Here is an 18,355-nt window from a genome sequence, read left to right as displayed (position 1 = left end):
CGATGGTAGTTGGGACCTTGTCCCTGTGAGAGTAGGACGTCGCCAAGCAACTAAACACGAGTCAAATGACTCGTGTTTTTTCGTGTTTTCTTTTATAATCCATAGTAATTAAAAATGTATTTAAATAATTATTATTTTGATTAAATACAGGAGAATGTGGCTAGGATAGTAAATAAGCAAAAGAGTTGCAAATTTTATTAATACGTATATAATTAAAGTCAAAGATAGTCAAAGTCAATAAAGGTGGCGGATAAATGAGAAATATATCTGATATCATTGAGCAATATCTAAAGCAAGTTATTGACTTAAGTAATAATAATGTGATTGAAATCAAAAGAAATGAGATTGCGGATCGATTCGAGTGCGTACCATCTCAAATCAATTATGTAATCAATACCCGTTTTACGTTAGAAAGAGGATTTGTAGTAGAAAGTAAACGTGGTGGAGGAGGTTACATTCGCATTATAAAAGTCAAACTGCATGATGATATAGACATTATTGATCAAATGCTTCATATGATTGATCATAGCGTTGCGCAAGGAAATGCAGAGAGTATGATTATACGTTTAATAGAAGAGGGAATCATAACGAATCGTGAAGCTAAACTTATGTTAAGCGTACTAGATCGTTCTGTATTATCAATGGATGTTCCTTCTCGAGATGAACTTAGGGCTCGAATATTATGCGCAATGTTAAGAACACTGAAATATAAATAAATACAGCTTTTGTAAAAGAATAATAACTAAGAGATAAGGCAGTTAAATATTGTAGAAGTTTTGAAAAAAGAACACGCACTTTTATGTAAACGAATAAAGGCAAGTGAACAGTCTAGTAATGTATGAAAAATACTATGAGATAGATCGTTCCTGTTGTAAAGGTGGGGATAGTGATGACTTGTCAAAACTGTAATATAAGACCAGCAACTTTACATTATACAAAAGTAATTAACGAAAAGAAGGCGGAAGTTCATCTTTGTGAGCAATGTGCAGAACAAAGTGGCTATACGTCTTTCTTTCAATCATCGCAGTCTAACTTTTCATTCCATGATTTATTTGCTGGGTTATTACACGGTGAATCAACAATGTTTGAAGAAGGAAAAAGCGGATTTTCGAACACAAATATATTAAGATGTCCAGATTGTAAAATGACATATGAGCAACTTACAAAGGTAGGACGCTTTGGATGTGCTTCTTGTTACGATACATTTAAGGAACATTTAAAGCCATTATTAAAACGTCTTCACGGCGGGCATACAGATCATTGCGGAAAAATTCCGGAGCGTATAGAAGGAAATATTCACTTAAAGAAAGAATTAGATGAACTAAAACTCATTCTGAAACAATACGTACAGAAAGAGGAATTTGAGAAAGCTGCTGAAGTAAGGGATAAAATTAGAAACCTTGAAAATCAGCTTAGTGAGCATAGAGAGGGGGAATAGTTCTATGTCACTGGACAAAATTATGAATGAAGCGATTAGTCCATGGATGAAGGGGGATGGCCCTGATTCTGATATTGTTTTAAGTAGTCGAATTCGTTTGGCTCGTAATTTTAAAAAATATCAATTCTCTACTATGCAAAATGAAGAAGAAGCTAAACTGATTCAAGAATTATTTAAAAAGGAATTTATAAATAAAACGGTAGAACCTTTTGGAGAGTTTGAGCTATTAAAAATGAATGAATTAACGCCTCTTCAAAGGAGAGTATTAGTTGAAAAGCATTTAATTAGTCCCAACCTTGCAGGAACAGAATATGGAGCATGTCTATTGTCAGAAAGCGAACATATTAGTGTTATGCTGAATGAAGAAGACCATATTCGGATTCAGTGCTTATTTTCAGGATTGCAGTTATCAGAGGCTCTTCAAAGTGCCAATCAAATAGATAATTGGATTGAGAAAGAGGTTGAATATGCTTTTGATGAATCACTTGGATATATTACAAGCTGCCCTACTAATGTTGGTACAGGATTGAGGGCTTCCGTAATGATTCATTTACCGGGACTCGTTTTAACGAAAAGAATTAGCCGTATTATACAAGTAATTCAAAAATTAGGGTTAGTAGTAAGAGGAATATACGGTGAAGGTAGCGAAGCGTTAGGTAATATATTTCAAGTGTCAAACCAAATGACGCTAGGAAAATCTGAAGAAGATATTATTGCAGATTTAAAGAGTGTCATTCAACAAATCATACAGCAAGAAAAGATGGCTAGAGAATTAATTGTACAAAATTCAAGTATTGAGCTTGAAGATAAAGTTTATCGCTCTTATGGCATACTAGCCAACAGTCGTTTAATTCAATCTGCAGAAGCAGCCAATTGCTTATCAGATTTACGACTTGGTATTGATTTAGGATATATAAAAGGTATATCGAGAAATATTTTGACTGAGCTAATGGTCCTTACACAACCAGGCATTTTACAACAATATGCAGGAGGACCTTTAGGACCAGAAGAAAGAGATTATCGAAGAGCAACCTTAATCCGTGAGCGATTACGTATTGAAAAAAACTAAGCGCAAGTAGGAGGCGATTTCTATGATGTTTGGAAGATTTACAGAAAGAGCACAGAAAGTATTAGCTTTATCTCAAGAGGAAGCGATTCGTATTGGGCATAACAATATTGGAACAGAACATATTTTACTTGGGCTTGTACGCGAAGGTGAAGGAATTGCAGCAAAAGCGTTGATTGCTCTTGGATTAAGCCCGGAGAAAGTTCAAAAAGAGGTAGAAGCGTTAATTGGGCGCGGAACAGAAGCTTCTCAAACTGTACATTATACACCGCGTGCTAAAAAGGTTATTGAGTTGTCTATGGATGAAGCTCGCAAATTAGGCCATTCTTATGTTGGAACAGAACATATCTTACTTGGTTTAATCCGCGAAGGTGAAGGGGTAGCAGCACGTGTTTTAAATAATTTAGGTGTTAGCTTAAATAAGGCAAGACAACAAGTATTGCAACTTCTTGGAAGTAATGAAGCAAGTTCAGGTCATCAAGGTGGTTCTTCAACAAATGCAAATACACCAACACTTGATAGCTTAGCACGTGATTTAACAGTTGTTGCACGTGAAAATCGTTTAGATCCTGTTATTGGACGTGGTAAAGAAATTCAACGTGTAATTGAAGTTTTAAGTCGTAGAACAAAAAACAACCCTGTATTAATTGGGGAGCCTGGTGTAGGTAAAACGGCAATTGCAGAAGGATTAGCACAACAAATTGTAAATAATGAAGTTCCTGAAACTTTAAGAGATAAGCGTGTTATGACACTAGATATGGGTACGGTGGTAGCCGGAACGAAATACCGTGGTGAATTTGAAGACCGTTTGAAGAAAGTAATGGATGAAATCCGCCAAGCAGGAAATATCATTCTATTTATTGATGAACTTCATACATTAATTGGTGCAGGTGGCGCAGAAGGTGCTATTGACGCATCGAATATTTTAAAACCATCTTTAGCTCGTGGTGAATTACAATGTATTGGGGCGACAACGTTAGATGAATACCGCAAATATATTGAAAAAGACGCAGCTTTAGAGAGACGTTTCCAACCAATTCACGTTGATGAGCCAAGTTTAGATGAATCAACTCAAATTTTGAAAGGTTTACGCGATCGTTATGAGGCACATCACCGCGTATCTATTACGGATGATGCAATTGATGCAGCTGTAAAGCTTTCAGATCGTTATATTACAGATCGTTTCTTACCAGATAAAGCAATTGATTTAATTGATGAAGCTGCTTCAAAGGTTCGCTTACGCTCTTATACAACACCACCAAATCTAAAAGAGCTTGAAGTGAAGCTTGAGGAAATTAGAAAAGAGAAAGATGCAGCTGTACAAAGTCAAGAATTTGAAAAAGCTGCTTCGCTACGTGATATGGAACAACGCTTACGTGAGAAGTTAGAAGATACGAAGCGTCAATGGAAAGAGCAACAAGGAAAAGAAAACTCAGAAGTGACAGTAGAAGATATTGCAAATGTCGTTTCTACGTGGACTCGTATCCCGGTTTCTAAACTTGCACAAACAGAGACTGATAAATTATTAAACTTAGAATCGATTCTTCACGATCGTGTTATTGGTCAAGATGAAGCGGTAGTAGCTGTAGCGAAAGCTGTTCGTCGTGCTAGAGCAGGCTTGAAAGATCCGAAACGTCCGATTGGTTCATTTATTTTCTTAGGACCAACAGGTGTAGGTAAAACGGAGCTAGCAAGAGCGTTGGCAGAATCTATGTTCGGTGATGAGGATGCAATGATTCGCATCGATATGTCTGAGTACATGGAGAAGCATTCTACTTCTCGTTTAGTTGGATCTCCTCCAGGATATGTTGGATATGAAGAAGGTGGACAATTAACAGAAAAGGTTCGCCGTAAGCCATATTCAGTTGTCTTATTAGATGAAGTAGAGAAAGCTCATCCTGATGTGTTTAACATTTTACTACAAGTATTAGAAGATGGTCGCTTAACAGATTCTAAAGGGCGTACAGTTGATTTCCGTAATACAATTGTTATTATGACATCTAACGTTGGTGCAGAAGCGTTAAAACGTAATAAACATCTTGGATTTAACGTACAAGATGAGAGCCGCGATTATTCAGATATGAAAGGTAAAGTAATGGATGAACTGAAAAAGGCATTCCGTCCAGAATTCTTAAACCGTATTGATGAAATTATCGTGTTCCATATGCTTGAGAAAAAACATATTCAAGAGATTGTAACACTTATGGTAAATCAGTTAGTAAATCGCTTAAAAGAGCAAGAAATTGAATTGCATTTAACAGAAGGAGCGATTTCAGCTATTGCTGATAAAGGGTTTGACCGAGAGTACGGTGCTCGTCCGCTTCGTAGAGCAATTCAGAAACATGTAGAAGATAGACTATCGGAAGAACTTTTAAAAGGTGCTATTGAGAAAGGACAAAAAGTTATCTTTGATGTTGAAGGAGAATCATTTGTCATTCATAGTGCTGAAAAGGTAAAATAAGTATAGACAAACTAAGAGGGCTACGAGATAGCCCTCTTTCTTGTACGACAAAGATAAATTGTTTATAGATGAAAGTGAAGTGAGATATAAAACGATATGGCTAAAAAGAAAACAAAATTCACATGTCAAGAGTGTGGGTATCAGTCACCAAAATATATGGGGAAATGCCCTGGATGTGGTCAATGGAATACGCTTGTTGAAGAGATGGAACCAGTTGTATCATCAAGGCGCCTTAATTATGCCAATGCAATTCAAACAGAAGTAACAAAACCAAGACGTCTAACAGAAGTGGAAACAAAGTCTGAGGCGCGTATTGAAACAAAATTTCAAGAATTTAACCGTGTACTTGGTGGCGGGATTGTAGATGGATCCTTAGTACTGATTGGTGGAGACCCCGGGATTGGAAAATCAACGTTACTGTTACAAATATCATCGCAATTAGCAGATTCTTCATATGATGTCCTATATATATCGGGTGAAGAATCAGCAAAACAGATTAAACTGCGTGCGGATCGTTTACATGTAAATGGTAGTAATCTATTTGTTGTATCAGAGACGGATTTACAGCGAATTGCAACACATATTGAAGAGGTGAACCCAGCCTTTGTTGTTATTGATTCTATTCAAACAATACATCTACCTGAAGTAACATCAGCGCCGGGAAGTGTGGCACAAGTTCGTGAATGTACAGCGGAATTAATGAAACTTGCAAAAACGAAAGGGATCCCTATTTTTATCGTTGGACATGTGACAAAAGAGGGAGCGATTGCAGGACCTCGTATGTTAGAACATATGGTCGATGCAGTTCTTTACTTTGAAGGAGACCGTCATCATACATACCGCATTTTGCGAGCAGTAAAGAATCGTTTTGGTTCTACGAATGAAATGGGTATTTTTGAAATGAAAGAGCTTGGCCTTGCAGAAGTATTAAACCCTTCTGAAATTTTTCTTGAGGAAAGACCAGTTGGGGTTGCAGGATCAACAGTGGTTGCCTCAATGGAAGGAACAAGACCAGTTTTAGTAGAAATACAAGCATTAATCTCCCCTACTAGTTTTGGAAACCCTCGAAGAATGGCAACGGGAATTGATCATAACCGTGTATCGCTTATTATGGCAGTGCTAGAAAAAAGAACAGGCTTATTATTGCAAAATCAGGATGCATATTTAAAAGTAGCAGGTGGTTTAAAGTTAGATGAACCAGCAATTGATTTAGCTGTCGCTTTAAGTATAGCTTCAAGTTTTAGAGATAAATCTACGGCACCAACCGATGCAGTAATAGGAGAAGTAGGATTAACTGGAGAAATAAGAAGAGTATCAAGAATTGAACAACGTGTACAAGAAGCAGCTAAATTAGGATTTCAACGCGCTATTATTCCTAGAAAAAATTTGGGAGGATGGACAATTCCAGATGGGATTGAGGTAGTTGGTGTATCTAATTTAGGAGAAGCGCTTCGTTTGACATTAGGAGGCTAGGCTATGGAAGAAAACAAGCAACGTGTCAAAAGTATGATTAATATTTTACAACTTGTGGCCCCGGGAACACCACTGCGCGAAGGGATAGATAATGTACTTCGCGCACAAACAGGGGGATTAATTGTTCTTGGATATAATGAGCAGATTAAAAGTATTGTTGATGGAGGTTTTCATATTAATTGTGCATTTTCTCCGGCTAGTTTATACGAATTAGCAAAAATGGATGGGGCACTTATTTTAAATGAAACTGGAAGTAAAATTTTGATTGCGAACGCACAGTTAGTTCCAGAGTCATCTATCGACTCTATTGAGACAGGTATGCGCCACCGAACAGCGGAGCGTGTAGCAAAGCAGACTGGTAGCCTTGTTGTGGCTATTTCACAGAGACGTAACGTAATTACGCTATACCAAGGGAATTTACGTTATACACTAAAAGATATAGGTGTTATTTTAACAAAGGCAAACCAAGCTATTCAAACGTTAGAAAAATATAAGGCTGTATGGAATGATGGGATTACGAATTTGGGCATTCTAGAATTTGAAGAGGTTGTTACAATGTCCGAGGTGGTTCATGTTTTACATAGTGTTGAAATGGTACTACGTATTAAAAATGAAATATTGAGCTATATTCATGAATTGGGAACAGAAGGTAGGTTAATTCGTTTACAACTTACGGAACTACTAGCCGACTTAGAAGCAGAGGCAGCGCTATTAATTAAAGATTACTATCAAGAAAAAACACAAGACCATCATCAAATTTTGAAAAAGTTACAAGAGCTTGCGAATACACAACTTCTAGAGGATAGTGATTTAGTTAAATTGCTCGGATACCCGGGACAAACGAGCTTAGAAGAAAGTGTGACGCCGAGAGGATACCGAATCACAAGCAAAATTTCGCGTGTTCCACCACTTATCATTGAAAATTTAATTAATCGATTTAAAACCTTGCAGGGTGTTTGTCGTGCAACTATTAATGAATTAGATGATGTGGAAGGAATTGGAGAAGTCAGGGCGAAGAAAATACGAGAAGGCCTAAAAAGAATTCAAGAGCATCTCTATATGAGTAGACACAATTAAGAATATTACATTGATTCCATAATATAACGACACTAGAACATTTTTGGTATATGATATGATATATTGGTAAATAAAACTATTTATAAAAAAACACGTCCGCTTTTGCATTCGGCGTTTTGATTAGCGAAACAATGGTTAATAATGAGTAGGAGGTGGTTGGATGTTAAAACGGATTGTACAGCTCTTCTTTTTAGTAATCGGGGGAGCGTTAGGGATTTACTTAATCCCAAAAGTTATTAATGTATTAGACATCGGTGCCGTTCCTTTATTGGAAGGATCGTATGTTCGTGCAATTATTGGTGCAATTATTTTATTTTTAACAACATTTTGGCTTGTAGATTATATTGTTCAACTTATTAAGCATATTGAAGAGGCTCTTGTAAAGGCGCCTGTAGCAGATGTTTTATTTGGTACATTAGGGTTAATCTCTGGGCTTATTGTTGCGTATTTAATTTTAATACCAATTCGTGAATTTACAATTCCAGTTATTAGTACAGTGTTGCAAGTGTTCTTTACTCTTTTACTAGGATATTTAGGATTCCAAGTAGGGTTTAAAAAGAGGAATGAATTGCTAGGATTATTTACATTACCACAACGTGGGAAAAAGAAAAATAATAATAGTGAGAATGAAGAACCAGAAAATGAGGTAGAAGAATCTTTAGCGCATTGGAAAATTCTTGATACAAGTGTAATTATCGATGGACGTATTGCTGATATTTGCCAAACAAAGTTTTTAGAAGGAACAATTGTCATTCCACAATTCGTGTTAGAAGAACTTCAGCACATTGCCGATTCTTCTGATGCTTTAAAACGTAATCGTGGTCGCAGAGGATTAGATATTTTAAATCGTATTCAAAAAGAGATGCCGATTCCGGTAGAAATTTATGAAGGCGATTTCGACGATATTCAAGAAGTGGATAGCAAACTTGTAAAGTTAGCGAAAATCACTGGTGGAACGGTAGTAACGAATGACTTCAACTTAAACAAGGTCTCTGAATTACAAGGGGTAACGGTGCTAAACATTAACGATTTAGCTAATGCAATTAAACCTGTTGTACTCCCAGGTGAAGAACTAAGTGTTTATGTTGTAAAAGATGGAAAAGAACAAAATCAAGGTGTGGCATATTTAGATGATGGCACAATGATTGTAGTAGAAGATGGTAGAGAATATGTGGGCTCACAACTCGATGTACTCGTTACGAGTGTGTTACAAACATCGGCGGGGCGTATGATTTTTGCCAAACGTAAATTATTAGAAAAAGCATTATAAGTAGAGGATTATTAATATGTATACATTAATTATTCCAGCAGCGGGTCAAGGAAAGCGGATGGGTGCTGGCAAAAATAAGTTGTTCTTACTTATTAATGAAGTACCGATTATTGTGCATACGTTACGTGCTTTTGAAAAGGATAAAGCATGTAAAAATATTATTATGGCAATTAATGAAGAAGAGCGCCCGTATTTTGAAGAGTTAATGCAGAAGTATCCGGTTAAAAAGCCAGTGCAATTTATTCAAGGTGGAGCTGAAAGACAAGATAGTGTATATAACGCGATTCAGCATACGAGTGATGTTGAGTATGTTCTTGTACATGACGGTGCGCGCCCGTTTGTAACGAATAAAGTGATTCAAGATGTATTAACTGCAGCAGAAAAATATGGAGCTTCCATTTGTGCGGTGCCAGTGAAAGATACTGTTAAGAAAGTAGAGCAGGGTGTTGTTGTAGAAACAGTAGAAAGATCTCAGCTGAAAGCTGTACAAACACCGCAAGGGTTCTCTGTTTCTCTTTTGTTAGAAGCTCATAGAAGTGCGAAACAGAGTTGTTTTCTTGGTACAGATGATGCAAGTCTGGTAGAACGTATCGGGAAGCAAGTAGGTGTAGTAGAGGGGAGTTACTATAATATTAAGGTGACGACTCCAGAGGATTTACTAATTGCTGAAAGTTTTCTTCACGTTCAAAAGAAATGATAGCAATGATTATAGCGAAGAAAAGCTCGGCAACAGCCGGGCTTTTCTTTATAAAGATAGCGATATAATATAGAATCATAAAGCTCAGTAGTTTAGCTCGAGGAGGATGTAAAAAATGTTTCGAATTGGACAAGGTTTTGATGTACATGAATTCGCAGAGGGTAGACCGTTAATTATTGGTGGGGTTACAATTCCTCATGAGAAAGGATTAATCGGTCACTCCGATGCAGATGTATTGTTACATACAATCGCGGACGCTTGTTTAGGTGCAATTGCAGCAGGAGATATCGGAAAACATTTCCCTGATACAGACCCTGCCTTTAAAGATGCTGATTCAGCTGTATTGTTGCAAAAGGTTTGGGAATTTGTGCGTGAACAAGGTTATGAATTAGGAAATTTAGATTGTACAATTATTGCTCAAAAGCCAAAAATGGCACCACATATTGAAAGTATGCGTAAACGCATTAGTGAACTATTAGAAACGTCTATTGATAATATCAATGTAAAGGCAACAACAACAGAAAAATTAGGATTTACAGGTAGAGAAGAAGGAATTGCTTCTCAAGCAGTTGTTTTATTACAGAAAAAATAATGGTTTTTAATTCGTAAGATGGATAATCACATTTTTTTGGTGTACAATTATAGAATGTGTTGACATTAAGAATGGAAGGTGTACCAATTATGGAAAAGCAAGTGAGAGTGCGCTATGCGCCAAGTCCAACAGGACACTTACATATCGGAAATGCGCGTACGGCATTATTTAATTATTTATTTGCTCGTCATCAAGATGGTAAGTTTATTATTCGTATTGAAGATACTGATGTAAAACGTAATGTTGCTGGTGGAGAAGAAAGCCAATTAAAATACTTGAAATGGCTCGGTATGGACTGGGATGAAGGTGTTGATGTTGGTGGTGAATTTGGACCATATCGTCAAACAGAGCGTTTAGATATTTATAAAAAGTTATATGAAGATTTATTAGAGCGTGGTTTAGCTTACAAATGTTATATGACAGAAGAAGAACTAGAAGCAGAACGCGAAGGGCAAATTGCTCGTGGTGAAACACCTCGTTACGCAGGTAACCACCGTGATTTAACTGAAGCGCAAGTGAAAGAATTTGAAGCTGAGGGACGTATTCCAAGTATTCGTTTCCGTGTACCAGCTGACCGTGATTACACATTTAAAGATATTGTAAAAGATGAAGTTGCATTCCATTCAAATGATTTCGGTGATTTCGTTATTGTGAAAAAAGATGGGATTCCAACTTATAACTTTGCAGTAGCAGTAGATGATCACTTAATGGAAATTACACACGTGCTTCGTGGTGATGACCATATTTCAAACACTCCAAAACAAATGATGATTTATGAAGCTTTCGGTTGGGATATTCCACAATTCGGTCATATGACTTTAATTGTAAATGAAAGCCGTAAAAAATTAAGTAAGCGTGATGAATCTATTATTCAATTTATTGAGCAATATAAAGAGCTTGGATATCTTCCAGAAGCAATCTTTAACTTTATTGCATTACTAGGTTGGTCGCCAGTAGGAGAAGAAGAAATCTTCTCTCAAGAAGAGTTTATCAAAATGTTCGATGCAGCTCGTTTATCAAAATCACCTGCATTATTTGATTCTCAAAAACTAAAATGGATGAACAACCAATATATGAAAAAGCAAGATTTAGATACGGTAGTAGAATTAAGCTTACCGCATTTAGTGAAGGCTGGACGTATAGGTGAAACTTTAAGTGAACAAGAACAAGCGTGGATTCGTGATGTAATTGCGTTATATCATGAACAAATGAGCTTTGGAGCTGAAATTGTAGAGCTTTCTGAAATGTTCTTCAAAGATCATGTTGATTATGAAGAAGAAGGACAAGAAGTATTAAAAGGTGAACAAGTACCAGAAGTACTTCGTGCATTTGCTGGTCAAGTAGAAGCACTAGAAGCTATGGAACCGGCAGCAATTAAGGCGGCTATTAAGGCAGTTCAAAAGGAAACAGGTCATAAAGGTAAAAACTTATTTATGCCAATCCGTGTTGCAACTACGGGTCAAACACACGGCCCAGAGCTTCCTAATGCTATTGCACTTCTTGGAAAAGAAAAAGTTTTAAATCGTCTTCAAAAAGTAATTGGTTAACATTTTCTAGGTTTAGAAATATAATAAGTATACTTAAAACCTAATAAGGAAAAGCGACGAGAAGGAGAAGTAGAAAATCAGGCTTTTTACAGAGAGAACCACCTTAGGCTGGAAGTGGTTTATAAGCGGGTTTTTGAAATGCCCCTTCGAGTCTTCTGCTGAACAGCAAATGGTTTTGCGAAACGTCTTAGGACGTAAAGTAAGCAGAAGCGGTGTACACCGTTATCAGAGATGAGTTTGAGGCTTTTTTAGCCTAAACAGAGTGGAACCGCGCTTATAAGGCGTCTCTGTCAATATGACAGAGGCGTCTTTTTTTATACCGTAAAACTGGGTGTGAGTATAAGCTTTATCCACGTGTATAAAGATTTAGGGGGATAAGTAGGGAGTTAGTTCACTCGAAAAAGCAGCCCATAAAGGGGAGGGAACGTCGATGTTTAAGAGGCTTCGGGAAGATATTGAAGTCGTTTTTGAACAGGATCCAGCGGCAAGAAGTTATTTCGAAGTCATTTTGACTTACTCTGGATTACATGCAGTTTGGGCCCATCGAATTGCACATGCTTTTTATAAAAAGAATTTCTTCTTTATTGCACGTTGGATCTCACAAGTTAGTCGTTTCTTTACTGGCATTGAGATTCATCCAGGAGCAACAATTGGTCGTCGTTTTTTCATTGACCATGGAATGGGGGTTGTAATTGGAGAGACGTGCGAAATTGGTGACAATGTAACGATCTATCAAGGAGTTACATTAGGTGGTACGGGTAAAGAAAAGGGAAAGAGGCACCCTACAATCCAGGATAATGTATTAATTGCAACGGGTGCTAAAGTACTAGGTTCTATTACAGTTGGAGAGAATTCTAAAATTGGAGCAGGTTCTGTCGTATTAAAAGAAGTCCCTGCACATTCTACAGTTGTAGGTATACCTGGCCGAGTCGTTATTCAAAATGGAGTAAAGATCGGTCAGGAATTAAATCATTCCGACCTTCCAGACCCAATTTTTGATAAATTAAAGGTCATGGAAGTAGAACTTGATAAATTGAAAAAACAACTTGAAGTAAAGGTAGAAAGGAAGGATAAAAATGACTATTCACATTTATAATACGTTAACACGTCAAAAGGAAGAGTTTATTCCATTAGAAGAAAATAAGGTGAAGATGTATGTATGCGGACCTACAGTTTATAACTATATTCACATCGGGAACGCAAGACCACCTATGGTATTTGATACAGTGCGCCGTTATTTAGAATATAAAGGGTACGATGTGCAGTATGTATCTAACTTTACTGACGTAGATGATAAATTAATTAAAGCAGCAAATGAGTTAGGCGAAGATGTGCCGACAATTGCGGACCGTTTCGTGGAAGCGTACTTTGAAGATGTAACGGCATTAGGTTGCAAACATGCAACAGTTCATCCGCGTGTAACAGAAAATATGGATATTATTATTGAATTTATTCAAGAACTTGTGAATAAAGGATATGCATATGAATCAGAAGGGGATGTGTACTTTAGAACGAAGGAATTCGAAGGGTACGGTAAGTTATCACATCAACCGATCGCGGACTTACGTCACGGTGCGCGTATTGAAGTAGGAGAAAAGAAACAAGACCCTCTTGATTTTGCACTATGGAAAGCTGCGAAAGAAGGAGAAATCTTCTGGGAAAGCCCTTGGGGTCAAGGTCGTCCAGGCTGGCATATCGAATGCTCGGCAATGGCGCGTAAATACTTAGGGGACACAATTGATATTCACGCCGGTGGTCAAGACTTGGCATTTCCTCATCATGAGAATGAAATTGCGCAGTCTGAGGCGCTAACAGGAAAAACATTTGCACGTTATTGGATGCACAATGGATATATTAATATTAATAATGAGAAAATGTCTAAGTCACTTGGGAACTTCATTTTAGTTCACGATATCATTAAGCAATATGATCCGCAGTTAATTAGATTCTTTATGCTATCAGTACATTATCGTCACCCAATTAATTTCAGTGAAGAGTTATTACAAAGCACAAATAACGGACTGGAAAGAATTAAAACAGCTTACGGTAATTTGAAACACCGTATGGAAAGTAGTACGGATTTAACAGATCATAATGAGAAATGGTTAGCTGATCTGGAAAAATTCCAAACTGCATTTGAAGAAGCGATGAATGATGATTTCAATACTGCTAATGCAATCACTGAGTTATATAATGTAGCAAATCATGCAAATCAATATTTACTGGAAGAACATACGTCTACAGTGGTAATTCAAGCATACGTAAAACAACTTGAAACATTATTTGATATTTTAGGGTTAGAATTAGCACAAGAAGAGTTACTAGATGAAGAAATTGAGGCGCTTATTCAAAAACGTATTGAAGCTCGTAAAAATCGTGATTTTGCATTATCAGATCAAATTCGCGATGATTTAAAAGATCGTAATATTATTTTAGAAGATACCGCTCAAGGTACAAGATGGAAAAGAGGATAAGAATGATTGATGCAAAGCAATTAAACAGCTTAGCGTTAGCATATATGGGTGATGCGGTATATGAACAATATATCCGCTATCACCTACTTCAAAAAGGGAAGGTTCGTCCTAATCAGTTGCATCGATTAGGGACAAGCTTTGTTTCGGCAAAAGCACAGGCGAAAGTTGTTTATCATTTATTAGAGACAGCATTTTTAACTGAGGAAGAAGAGGCAGTACTAAGAAGAGGGCGTAATGCAAATTCAGGTACTGTTCCGAAAAATACAGATGTACAAACATATCGACATAGTACAGCCTTTGAAGCGTTAATTGGCTATCATCACTTATTAAATAATCGTGAAAGATTAGACGAAATTGTATATAAGGCAATTGCTGTTCTAGAAGAAAAGGAAGGGGGCACATCATCATGAGTAGTGAATATATTATCGGACGTAACCCTGTAATTGAAGCGTTACGATCAGGGAGAGATATTAATAAAATTTGGATCGCAGAAGGTGCTGCCAAAGGACAAGTACAAATTGTACTAGCACTAGCGAAAGAAAATAAAATTATTTTGCAACATGCACCAAAAAAGAAGTTAGATCAATTAGTTGAGGGGAACCATCAAGGTGTAATTGCTCAAGTGGCCGCATATCAATATGCGGAGCTAGAAGATCTATTTAAAGTAGCAGAGAAGCGTAACGAAGATCCGTTCTTCTTAATTCTAGATGAAATTGAAGACCCGCATAACCTAGGTTCTATTATGCGTACTGCGGACGCAACAGGGGCTCATGGAATTATAATTCCGAAAAGAAGAGCTGTGGGACTTACTGCATCAGTTGCGAAAGCATCTACTGGGGCAATTGAATATATTCCTGTTGCACGCGTAACGAATTTATCTCGTACAATCGATGAATTAAAAGAACGTGGACTTTGGATTGCTGGTACAGATGCAAAAGGGAAAACGGATTATCGTAATTTAGATGGTAAAATGCCAATTGGATTAGTAATTGGAAGTGAAGGAAAAGGTATGAGTCGTATTATTGGTGAAAAATGTGATTTCTTAATTACTTTACCGATGGTTGGTAAAGTTACATCCTTAAATGCTTCAGTGGCCGCAAGTTTGTTAATGTATGAGGTATATCGTAAACGTAACGAAATTGGTAAATAAAAAATGAACGATATTTTAATCGTTGACGGTTATAACATTATTGGAGCTTGGGGAGACTTGAAGAAACTACGGGATGTAGATTTGCAGTCATCAAGAGATGCACTGATTGATAAGATGGCGGATTACCAAGGTTACACAGGGACAAAGGTAATGATAGTTTTTGATGCGTATACAGTCCACGGTATTGAAAAAAAGATGAAACAATCGCGTGTGGAAGTTATATTCACGAGGAAGAATCAAACGGCAGATGAAAAGATAGAGCAACTTGCGATTGAACTTAGAAATATAAATACGCAAATATATGTTGCGACTTCTGATTATACGGAACAATGGGTTATATTTGCTCAAGGTGCGCTCCGGAAATCTGCGCGGGAATTAGAGTTGGAAGTACAAGCGATGGAGCAACAAGTAAGAAGGCGTACACAAGACACAAAAGAAAAGCAACCCGCCATGCGAAAGATATTTAGTAAAGATATTACAGAAAAGTTAGAAAAATTAAGAAGAGGAGAGCGTTGAAGCATTGACGCTCTTTGTCTTTTTACTGTATAATATTGCTAAATAAATAGCGGTCGGAGGGATCAAGGTGGAAGCAGGCTTCGTAAGTGTAGGCGACGTTACATTTCGTGATTTAGAAGATGAGGCAATCGTTGAGTTAGTTCGAAAAGGTAATACTGACGCTCTAGAATATTTGATTCACAAATATAAGAACTTTGTTCGCGCGAAATCGAGATCTTATTTCTTAGTGGGTGCCGATCGAGAAGATATTGTTCAAGAAGGTATGATTGGATTGTTTAAAGCGATTCGTGATTATAAGGAGGACAAGCTGTCTTCATTCAAAGCATTTGCTGAACTGTGTATCACTCGACAAATTATTACCGCTATTAAAACAGCAACCAGGCAAAAGCATATTCCGTTAAATTCATATGTGTCTTTAGATAAACCGATTTATGACGAGGAATCTGATCGGACATTATTAGATGTTATTTCGGAAGCGAAGGTAACTGATCCTGAAGAAATGATTATAAGTCAGGAAGAATATACAGACATAGAATCTAAAATATCTGAATTATTAAGCGATTTAGAAAGAAAAGTGCTTTCTTTATATCTAGACGGCCGTTCTTATCAAGAGATTTCGGAACAGTTAAATAGACATGTGAAATCTATTGATAACGCTTTACAGAGGGTGAAGCGGAAATTGGAACGATATATGGAAATGCGAGAGAGTACTACTTTAAATTCATAACAAGTACTACAGGTGTAAAAATCACCTGTTTTCTTTTTGTAGGGAGTACAAAAGGCATGACATTGACATTGTCTTTTATTGTATGATACATTTTTAGGGACATAATGTTACAAGGTTGGTGTAACTAATGAGGAAAAAAGTTGTACTCTCATGTGAAGAGTGTAAAAATCGAAACTACTCTACGATGAAAGATACGAGCTCAGTAGAGCGACTTGAAATAAAGAAATTTTGTAAAACATGCAATCAGCATACAGTTCACAAGGAAACAAAATAAATAATTGAAATAATACACTGGAGGTCCCGTAGATGCGTTTAACGAACTTTTTCGGCGATGTAGGTCGCGAAATGAAAAAAGTAAGTTGGCCTAAAAAAGATGAATTACTCCGTTCAACAGCGACTGTTATCGCTACAGTTGTCTTCTTTGCGATTTTCTTCGCAGTTGTTGATATGGGCATTTCTTCTTTAATTCGGTTAATTCTTGGTTAATTCTTGAATAAGAAGCACTTATCCATGATATAATGTTATTTATAAGAACTGTGTAAAAGCCCGGTGAACGGGTTTTTTCATTTGCGCAAAAAAATGTACGTCAGGGAGGGAAGGACGCTCGTCCTAAATGAATGGAAAAAAGTTGGTATGTTGTCCATACTTATTCTGGATATGAAAATAAAGTAAAAGCAAACCTAGAGAAACGTGTAGAATCAATGGGTATGCAAGATAAAATTTTCCGTGTTGTTGTCCCGGAAGAAGTAGAAGTAGAAATGAAAAATGGTAAAGAAAAATTAATGAAAAGAAAAGTGTTCCCAGGTTATGTATTAGTAGAATTAATCATGACTGATGACTCTTGGTATGTTGTACGTAACACACCAGGTGTAACTGGGTTCGTTGGTTCTTCTGGTTCTGGATCTAAACCATCACCTCTATTAGAAGAGGAAGTTGTTACCATTATGAAACATATGGGAATGGACAACGAGGTGGTTGATTTCGACTTTGAACTTCATGAGACAGTACGTGTAAATGAGGGGCCATTCGCAGATTATACAGGTGCTATCGAAGAAATTGATGTGGAGAAGAAGAAGGTTAGCGTGCTTGTGGACATGTTTGGTCGCGAGACTCCAGTTGAACTTGACTTCCATCAAATTGAAAAATTATAAAATGAAACTTGAAATGAATTGTAAAAAGTGATAATATCTTTTAAGTCAGTACGTCTTCGTTATCGGAGACGTTTTTTGAAAGATTTTATCCTTAGAGATAAAATATGACGTGGGAGGGCAAATCACTGTCCAATTGACCACATCACGGACTTAAGGAGGTGTGTCTCGTGGCTAAAAAGGTAATTAAAATGGTAAAGCTTCAAATTCCTGCAGGTAAAGCTAACCCAGCTCCACCAGTTGGTCCAGCATTAGGACAAGCAGGTGTTAACATCATGGGCTTCTGTAAAGAGTTTAACGCTCGTACAGCAGATCAAGCTGGTCTTATCATCCCTGTTGAAATTACGGTATTTGAGGACCGTTCATTCACTTTCATTACTAAAACTCCTCCTGCTGCTGTTCTTCTTAAGAAAGTAGCTGGTATTGAGTCTGGTTCTGGTGAACCAAACCGTAATAAAGTGGCAACTGTTAAGCGTGATAAAGTACGCGAAATCGCTGAAACTAAAATGCCTGACCTAAACGCTGCTAGCGTAGAAGCTGCAATGCGTATGGTTGAAGGTACTGCACGCAGTATGGGCATCGTTATCGAAGACTAATTCGATTTGTTTTTTAAAAAAGGTTGCGGGTCTGGAATTCCAATTCGCAACCTTTATTATCGTAAATGATTATCGTTTTTAAATAAATGGGTGGCGCGCATCCTCAGGTTATACCTGAAAATA

At 37.1% G+C, this 18,355-nt stretch carries 20 protein-coding genes and 1 other annotated feature; all 20 genes read left to right on the top strand.

The genetic code is table 11. The features are described from left to right. Positions 1-254: 254 nt before the first annotated feature. The 20 genes from ctsR to rplK all read left to right on the top strand — a co-directional run bounded on the left by ctsR (position 255) and on the right by rplK (position 18,232). Positions 255-716 (top strand): transcriptional regulator CtsR, encoded by a 462-nt coding sequence (gene ctsR, locus RTP99_RS26260; protein WP_001244563.1) that lies wholly within the window; start codon positions 255-257, stop codon positions 714-716. Between the two features lie 173 nt (positions 717-889). Further along, positions 890-1,438: a protein-arginine kinase activator protein McsA gene (mcsA, locus tag RTP99_RS26255; protein WP_000128394.1), complete on the top strand. Its 549-nt coding sequence runs from the start codon at positions 890-892 to the stop codon at positions 1,436-1,438. A 4-nt stretch (positions 1,439-1,442) separates the two neighbouring features. Next, entirely contained in the window at positions 1,443-2,507 is a 1,065-nt protein-coding gene (gene mcsB / locus RTP99_RS26250; protein WP_000050822.1) for a protein-arginine kinase McsB, read from the top strand. A 22-nt stretch (positions 2,508-2,529) separates the two neighbouring features. Further along, positions 2,530-4,965 (top strand): ATP-dependent protease ATP-binding subunit ClpC, encoded by a 2,436-nt coding sequence (gene clpC / locus RTP99_RS26245; protein ID WP_000971179.1) that lies wholly within the window; start codon positions 2,530-2,532, stop codon positions 4,963-4,965. Positions 4,966-5,061: 96 nt separating this feature from the next. Next, positions 5,062-6,438 (top strand): DNA repair protein RadA, encoded by a 1,377-nt coding sequence (gene radA, locus RTP99_RS26240; protein ID WP_001085212.1) that lies wholly within the window; start codon positions 5,062-5,064, stop codon positions 6,436-6,438. A 3-nt stretch (positions 6,439-6,441) separates the two neighbouring features. Continuing rightward, on the top strand, positions 6,442-7,515 hold the full coding sequence (gene disA / locus RTP99_RS26235; protein WP_000392168.1) for a DNA integrity scanning diadenylate cyclase DisA: 1,074 nt from the start codon (positions 6,442-6,444) through the stop codon (positions 7,513-7,515). A 160-nt stretch (positions 7,516-7,675) separates the two neighbouring features. Continuing rightward, entirely contained in the window at positions 7,676-8,785 is a 1,110-nt protein-coding gene (locus tag RTP99_RS26230; RefSeq protein ID WP_000919684.1) for a PIN/TRAM domain-containing protein, read from the top strand. Positions 8,786-8,801: 16 nt separating this feature from the next. Beyond that, the gene (gene ispD, locus RTP99_RS26225; RefSeq protein ID WP_000288294.1) at positions 8,802-9,482 is read left to right on the top strand and encodes a 2-C-methyl-D-erythritol 4-phosphate cytidylyltransferase; all 681 of its coding nucleotides are present in this window, start codon (positions 8,802-8,804) and stop codon (positions 9,480-9,482) included. A gap of 115 nt (positions 9,483-9,597) precedes the next feature. Beyond that, the gene (ispF, locus tag RTP99_RS26220) at positions 9,598-10,074 is read left to right on the top strand and encodes a 2-C-methyl-D-erythritol 2,4-cyclodiphosphate synthase (RefSeq protein WP_000488396.1); all 477 of its coding nucleotides are present in this window, start codon (positions 9,598-9,600) and stop codon (positions 10,072-10,074) included. A gap of 89 nt (positions 10,075-10,163) precedes the next feature. Further along, complete coding sequence (gene gltX / locus RTP99_RS26215) at positions 10,164-11,621, top strand: glutamate--tRNA ligase (protein ID WP_000415154.1); 1,458 nt, start codon at positions 10,164-10,166, stop codon at positions 11,619-11,621. Between the two features lie 47 nt (positions 11,622-11,668). After that, positions 11,669-11,913: a binding site (T-box leader), on the top strand. Positions 11,914-12,051: 138 nt separating this feature from the next. Continuing rightward, the gene (gene cysE, locus RTP99_RS26210; RefSeq protein WP_000476500.1) at positions 12,052-12,717 is read left to right on the top strand and encodes a serine O-acetyltransferase; all 666 of its coding nucleotides are present in this window, start codon (positions 12,052-12,054) and stop codon (positions 12,715-12,717) included. Then, positions 12,698-14,095 (top strand): cysteine--tRNA ligase, encoded by a 1,398-nt coding sequence (gene cysS, locus RTP99_RS26205; protein ID WP_000152256.1) that lies wholly within the window; start codon positions 12,698-12,700, stop codon positions 14,093-14,095. The genes cysE and cysS overlap by 20 nt, the downstream gene beginning before the upstream one ends. 2 nt (positions 14,096-14,097) lie before the next feature. Continuing rightward, on the top strand, positions 14,098-14,505 hold the full coding sequence (locus RTP99_RS26200; RefSeq protein ID WP_000564261.1) for a Mini-ribonuclease 3: 408 nt from the start codon (positions 14,098-14,100) through the stop codon (positions 14,503-14,505). Then, positions 14,502-15,245, top strand: a complete 744-nt coding sequence (rlmB, locus tag RTP99_RS26195; protein WP_000093759.1) for a 23S rRNA (guanosine(2251)-2'-O)-methyltransferase RlmB — start codon at positions 14,502-14,504, stop codon at positions 15,243-15,245. Before RTP99_RS26200 ends, rlmB begins: the two co-directional genes overlap by 4 nt. A 3-nt stretch (positions 15,246-15,248) precedes the next feature. Further along, the gene (locus RTP99_RS26190) at positions 15,249-15,761 is read left to right on the top strand and encodes an NYN domain-containing protein (RefSeq protein ID WP_000997883.1); all 513 of its coding nucleotides are present in this window, start codon (positions 15,249-15,251) and stop codon (positions 15,759-15,761) included. 67 nt (positions 15,762-15,828) lie between these two features. Next, positions 15,829-16,488 (top strand): RNA polymerase factor sigma-70, encoded by a 660-nt coding sequence (locus tag RTP99_RS26185; RefSeq protein ID WP_000387198.1) that lies wholly within the window; start codon positions 15,829-15,831, stop codon positions 16,486-16,488. 127 nt (positions 16,489-16,615) lie between these two features. Continuing rightward, positions 16,616-16,762, top strand: a complete 147-nt coding sequence (gene rpmG / locus RTP99_RS26180; RefSeq protein WP_002070160.1) for a 50S ribosomal protein L33 — start codon at positions 16,616-16,618, stop codon at positions 16,760-16,762. A gap of 32 nt (positions 16,763-16,794) precedes the next feature. After that, entirely contained in the window at positions 16,795-16,974 is a 180-nt protein-coding gene (secE, locus tag RTP99_RS26175; protein WP_001241321.1) for a preprotein translocase subunit SecE, read from the top strand. 131 nt (positions 16,975-17,105) lie between these two features. Further along, on the top strand, positions 17,106-17,639 hold the full coding sequence (gene nusG / locus RTP99_RS26170) for a transcription termination/antitermination protein NusG (protein WP_000415794.1): 534 nt from the start codon (positions 17,106-17,108) through the stop codon (positions 17,637-17,639). Between the two features lie 167 nt (positions 17,640-17,806). Further along, entirely contained in the window at positions 17,807-18,232 is a 426-nt protein-coding gene (gene rplK / locus RTP99_RS26165) for a 50S ribosomal protein L11 (protein ID WP_001085872.1), read from the top strand. Positions 18,233-18,355: the final 123 nt, after the last annotated feature.

Source organism: Bacillus sp. (in: firmicutes) (assembly GCF_031983925.1).
Lineage (GTDB): Bacteria > Bacillota > Bacilli > Bacillales > Bacillaceae_G > Bacillus_A > Bacillus_A pacificus.
Note: the sequence above shows the minus strand (reverse complement) of the source record. Positions and strands in the feature narration are given on the sequence as shown.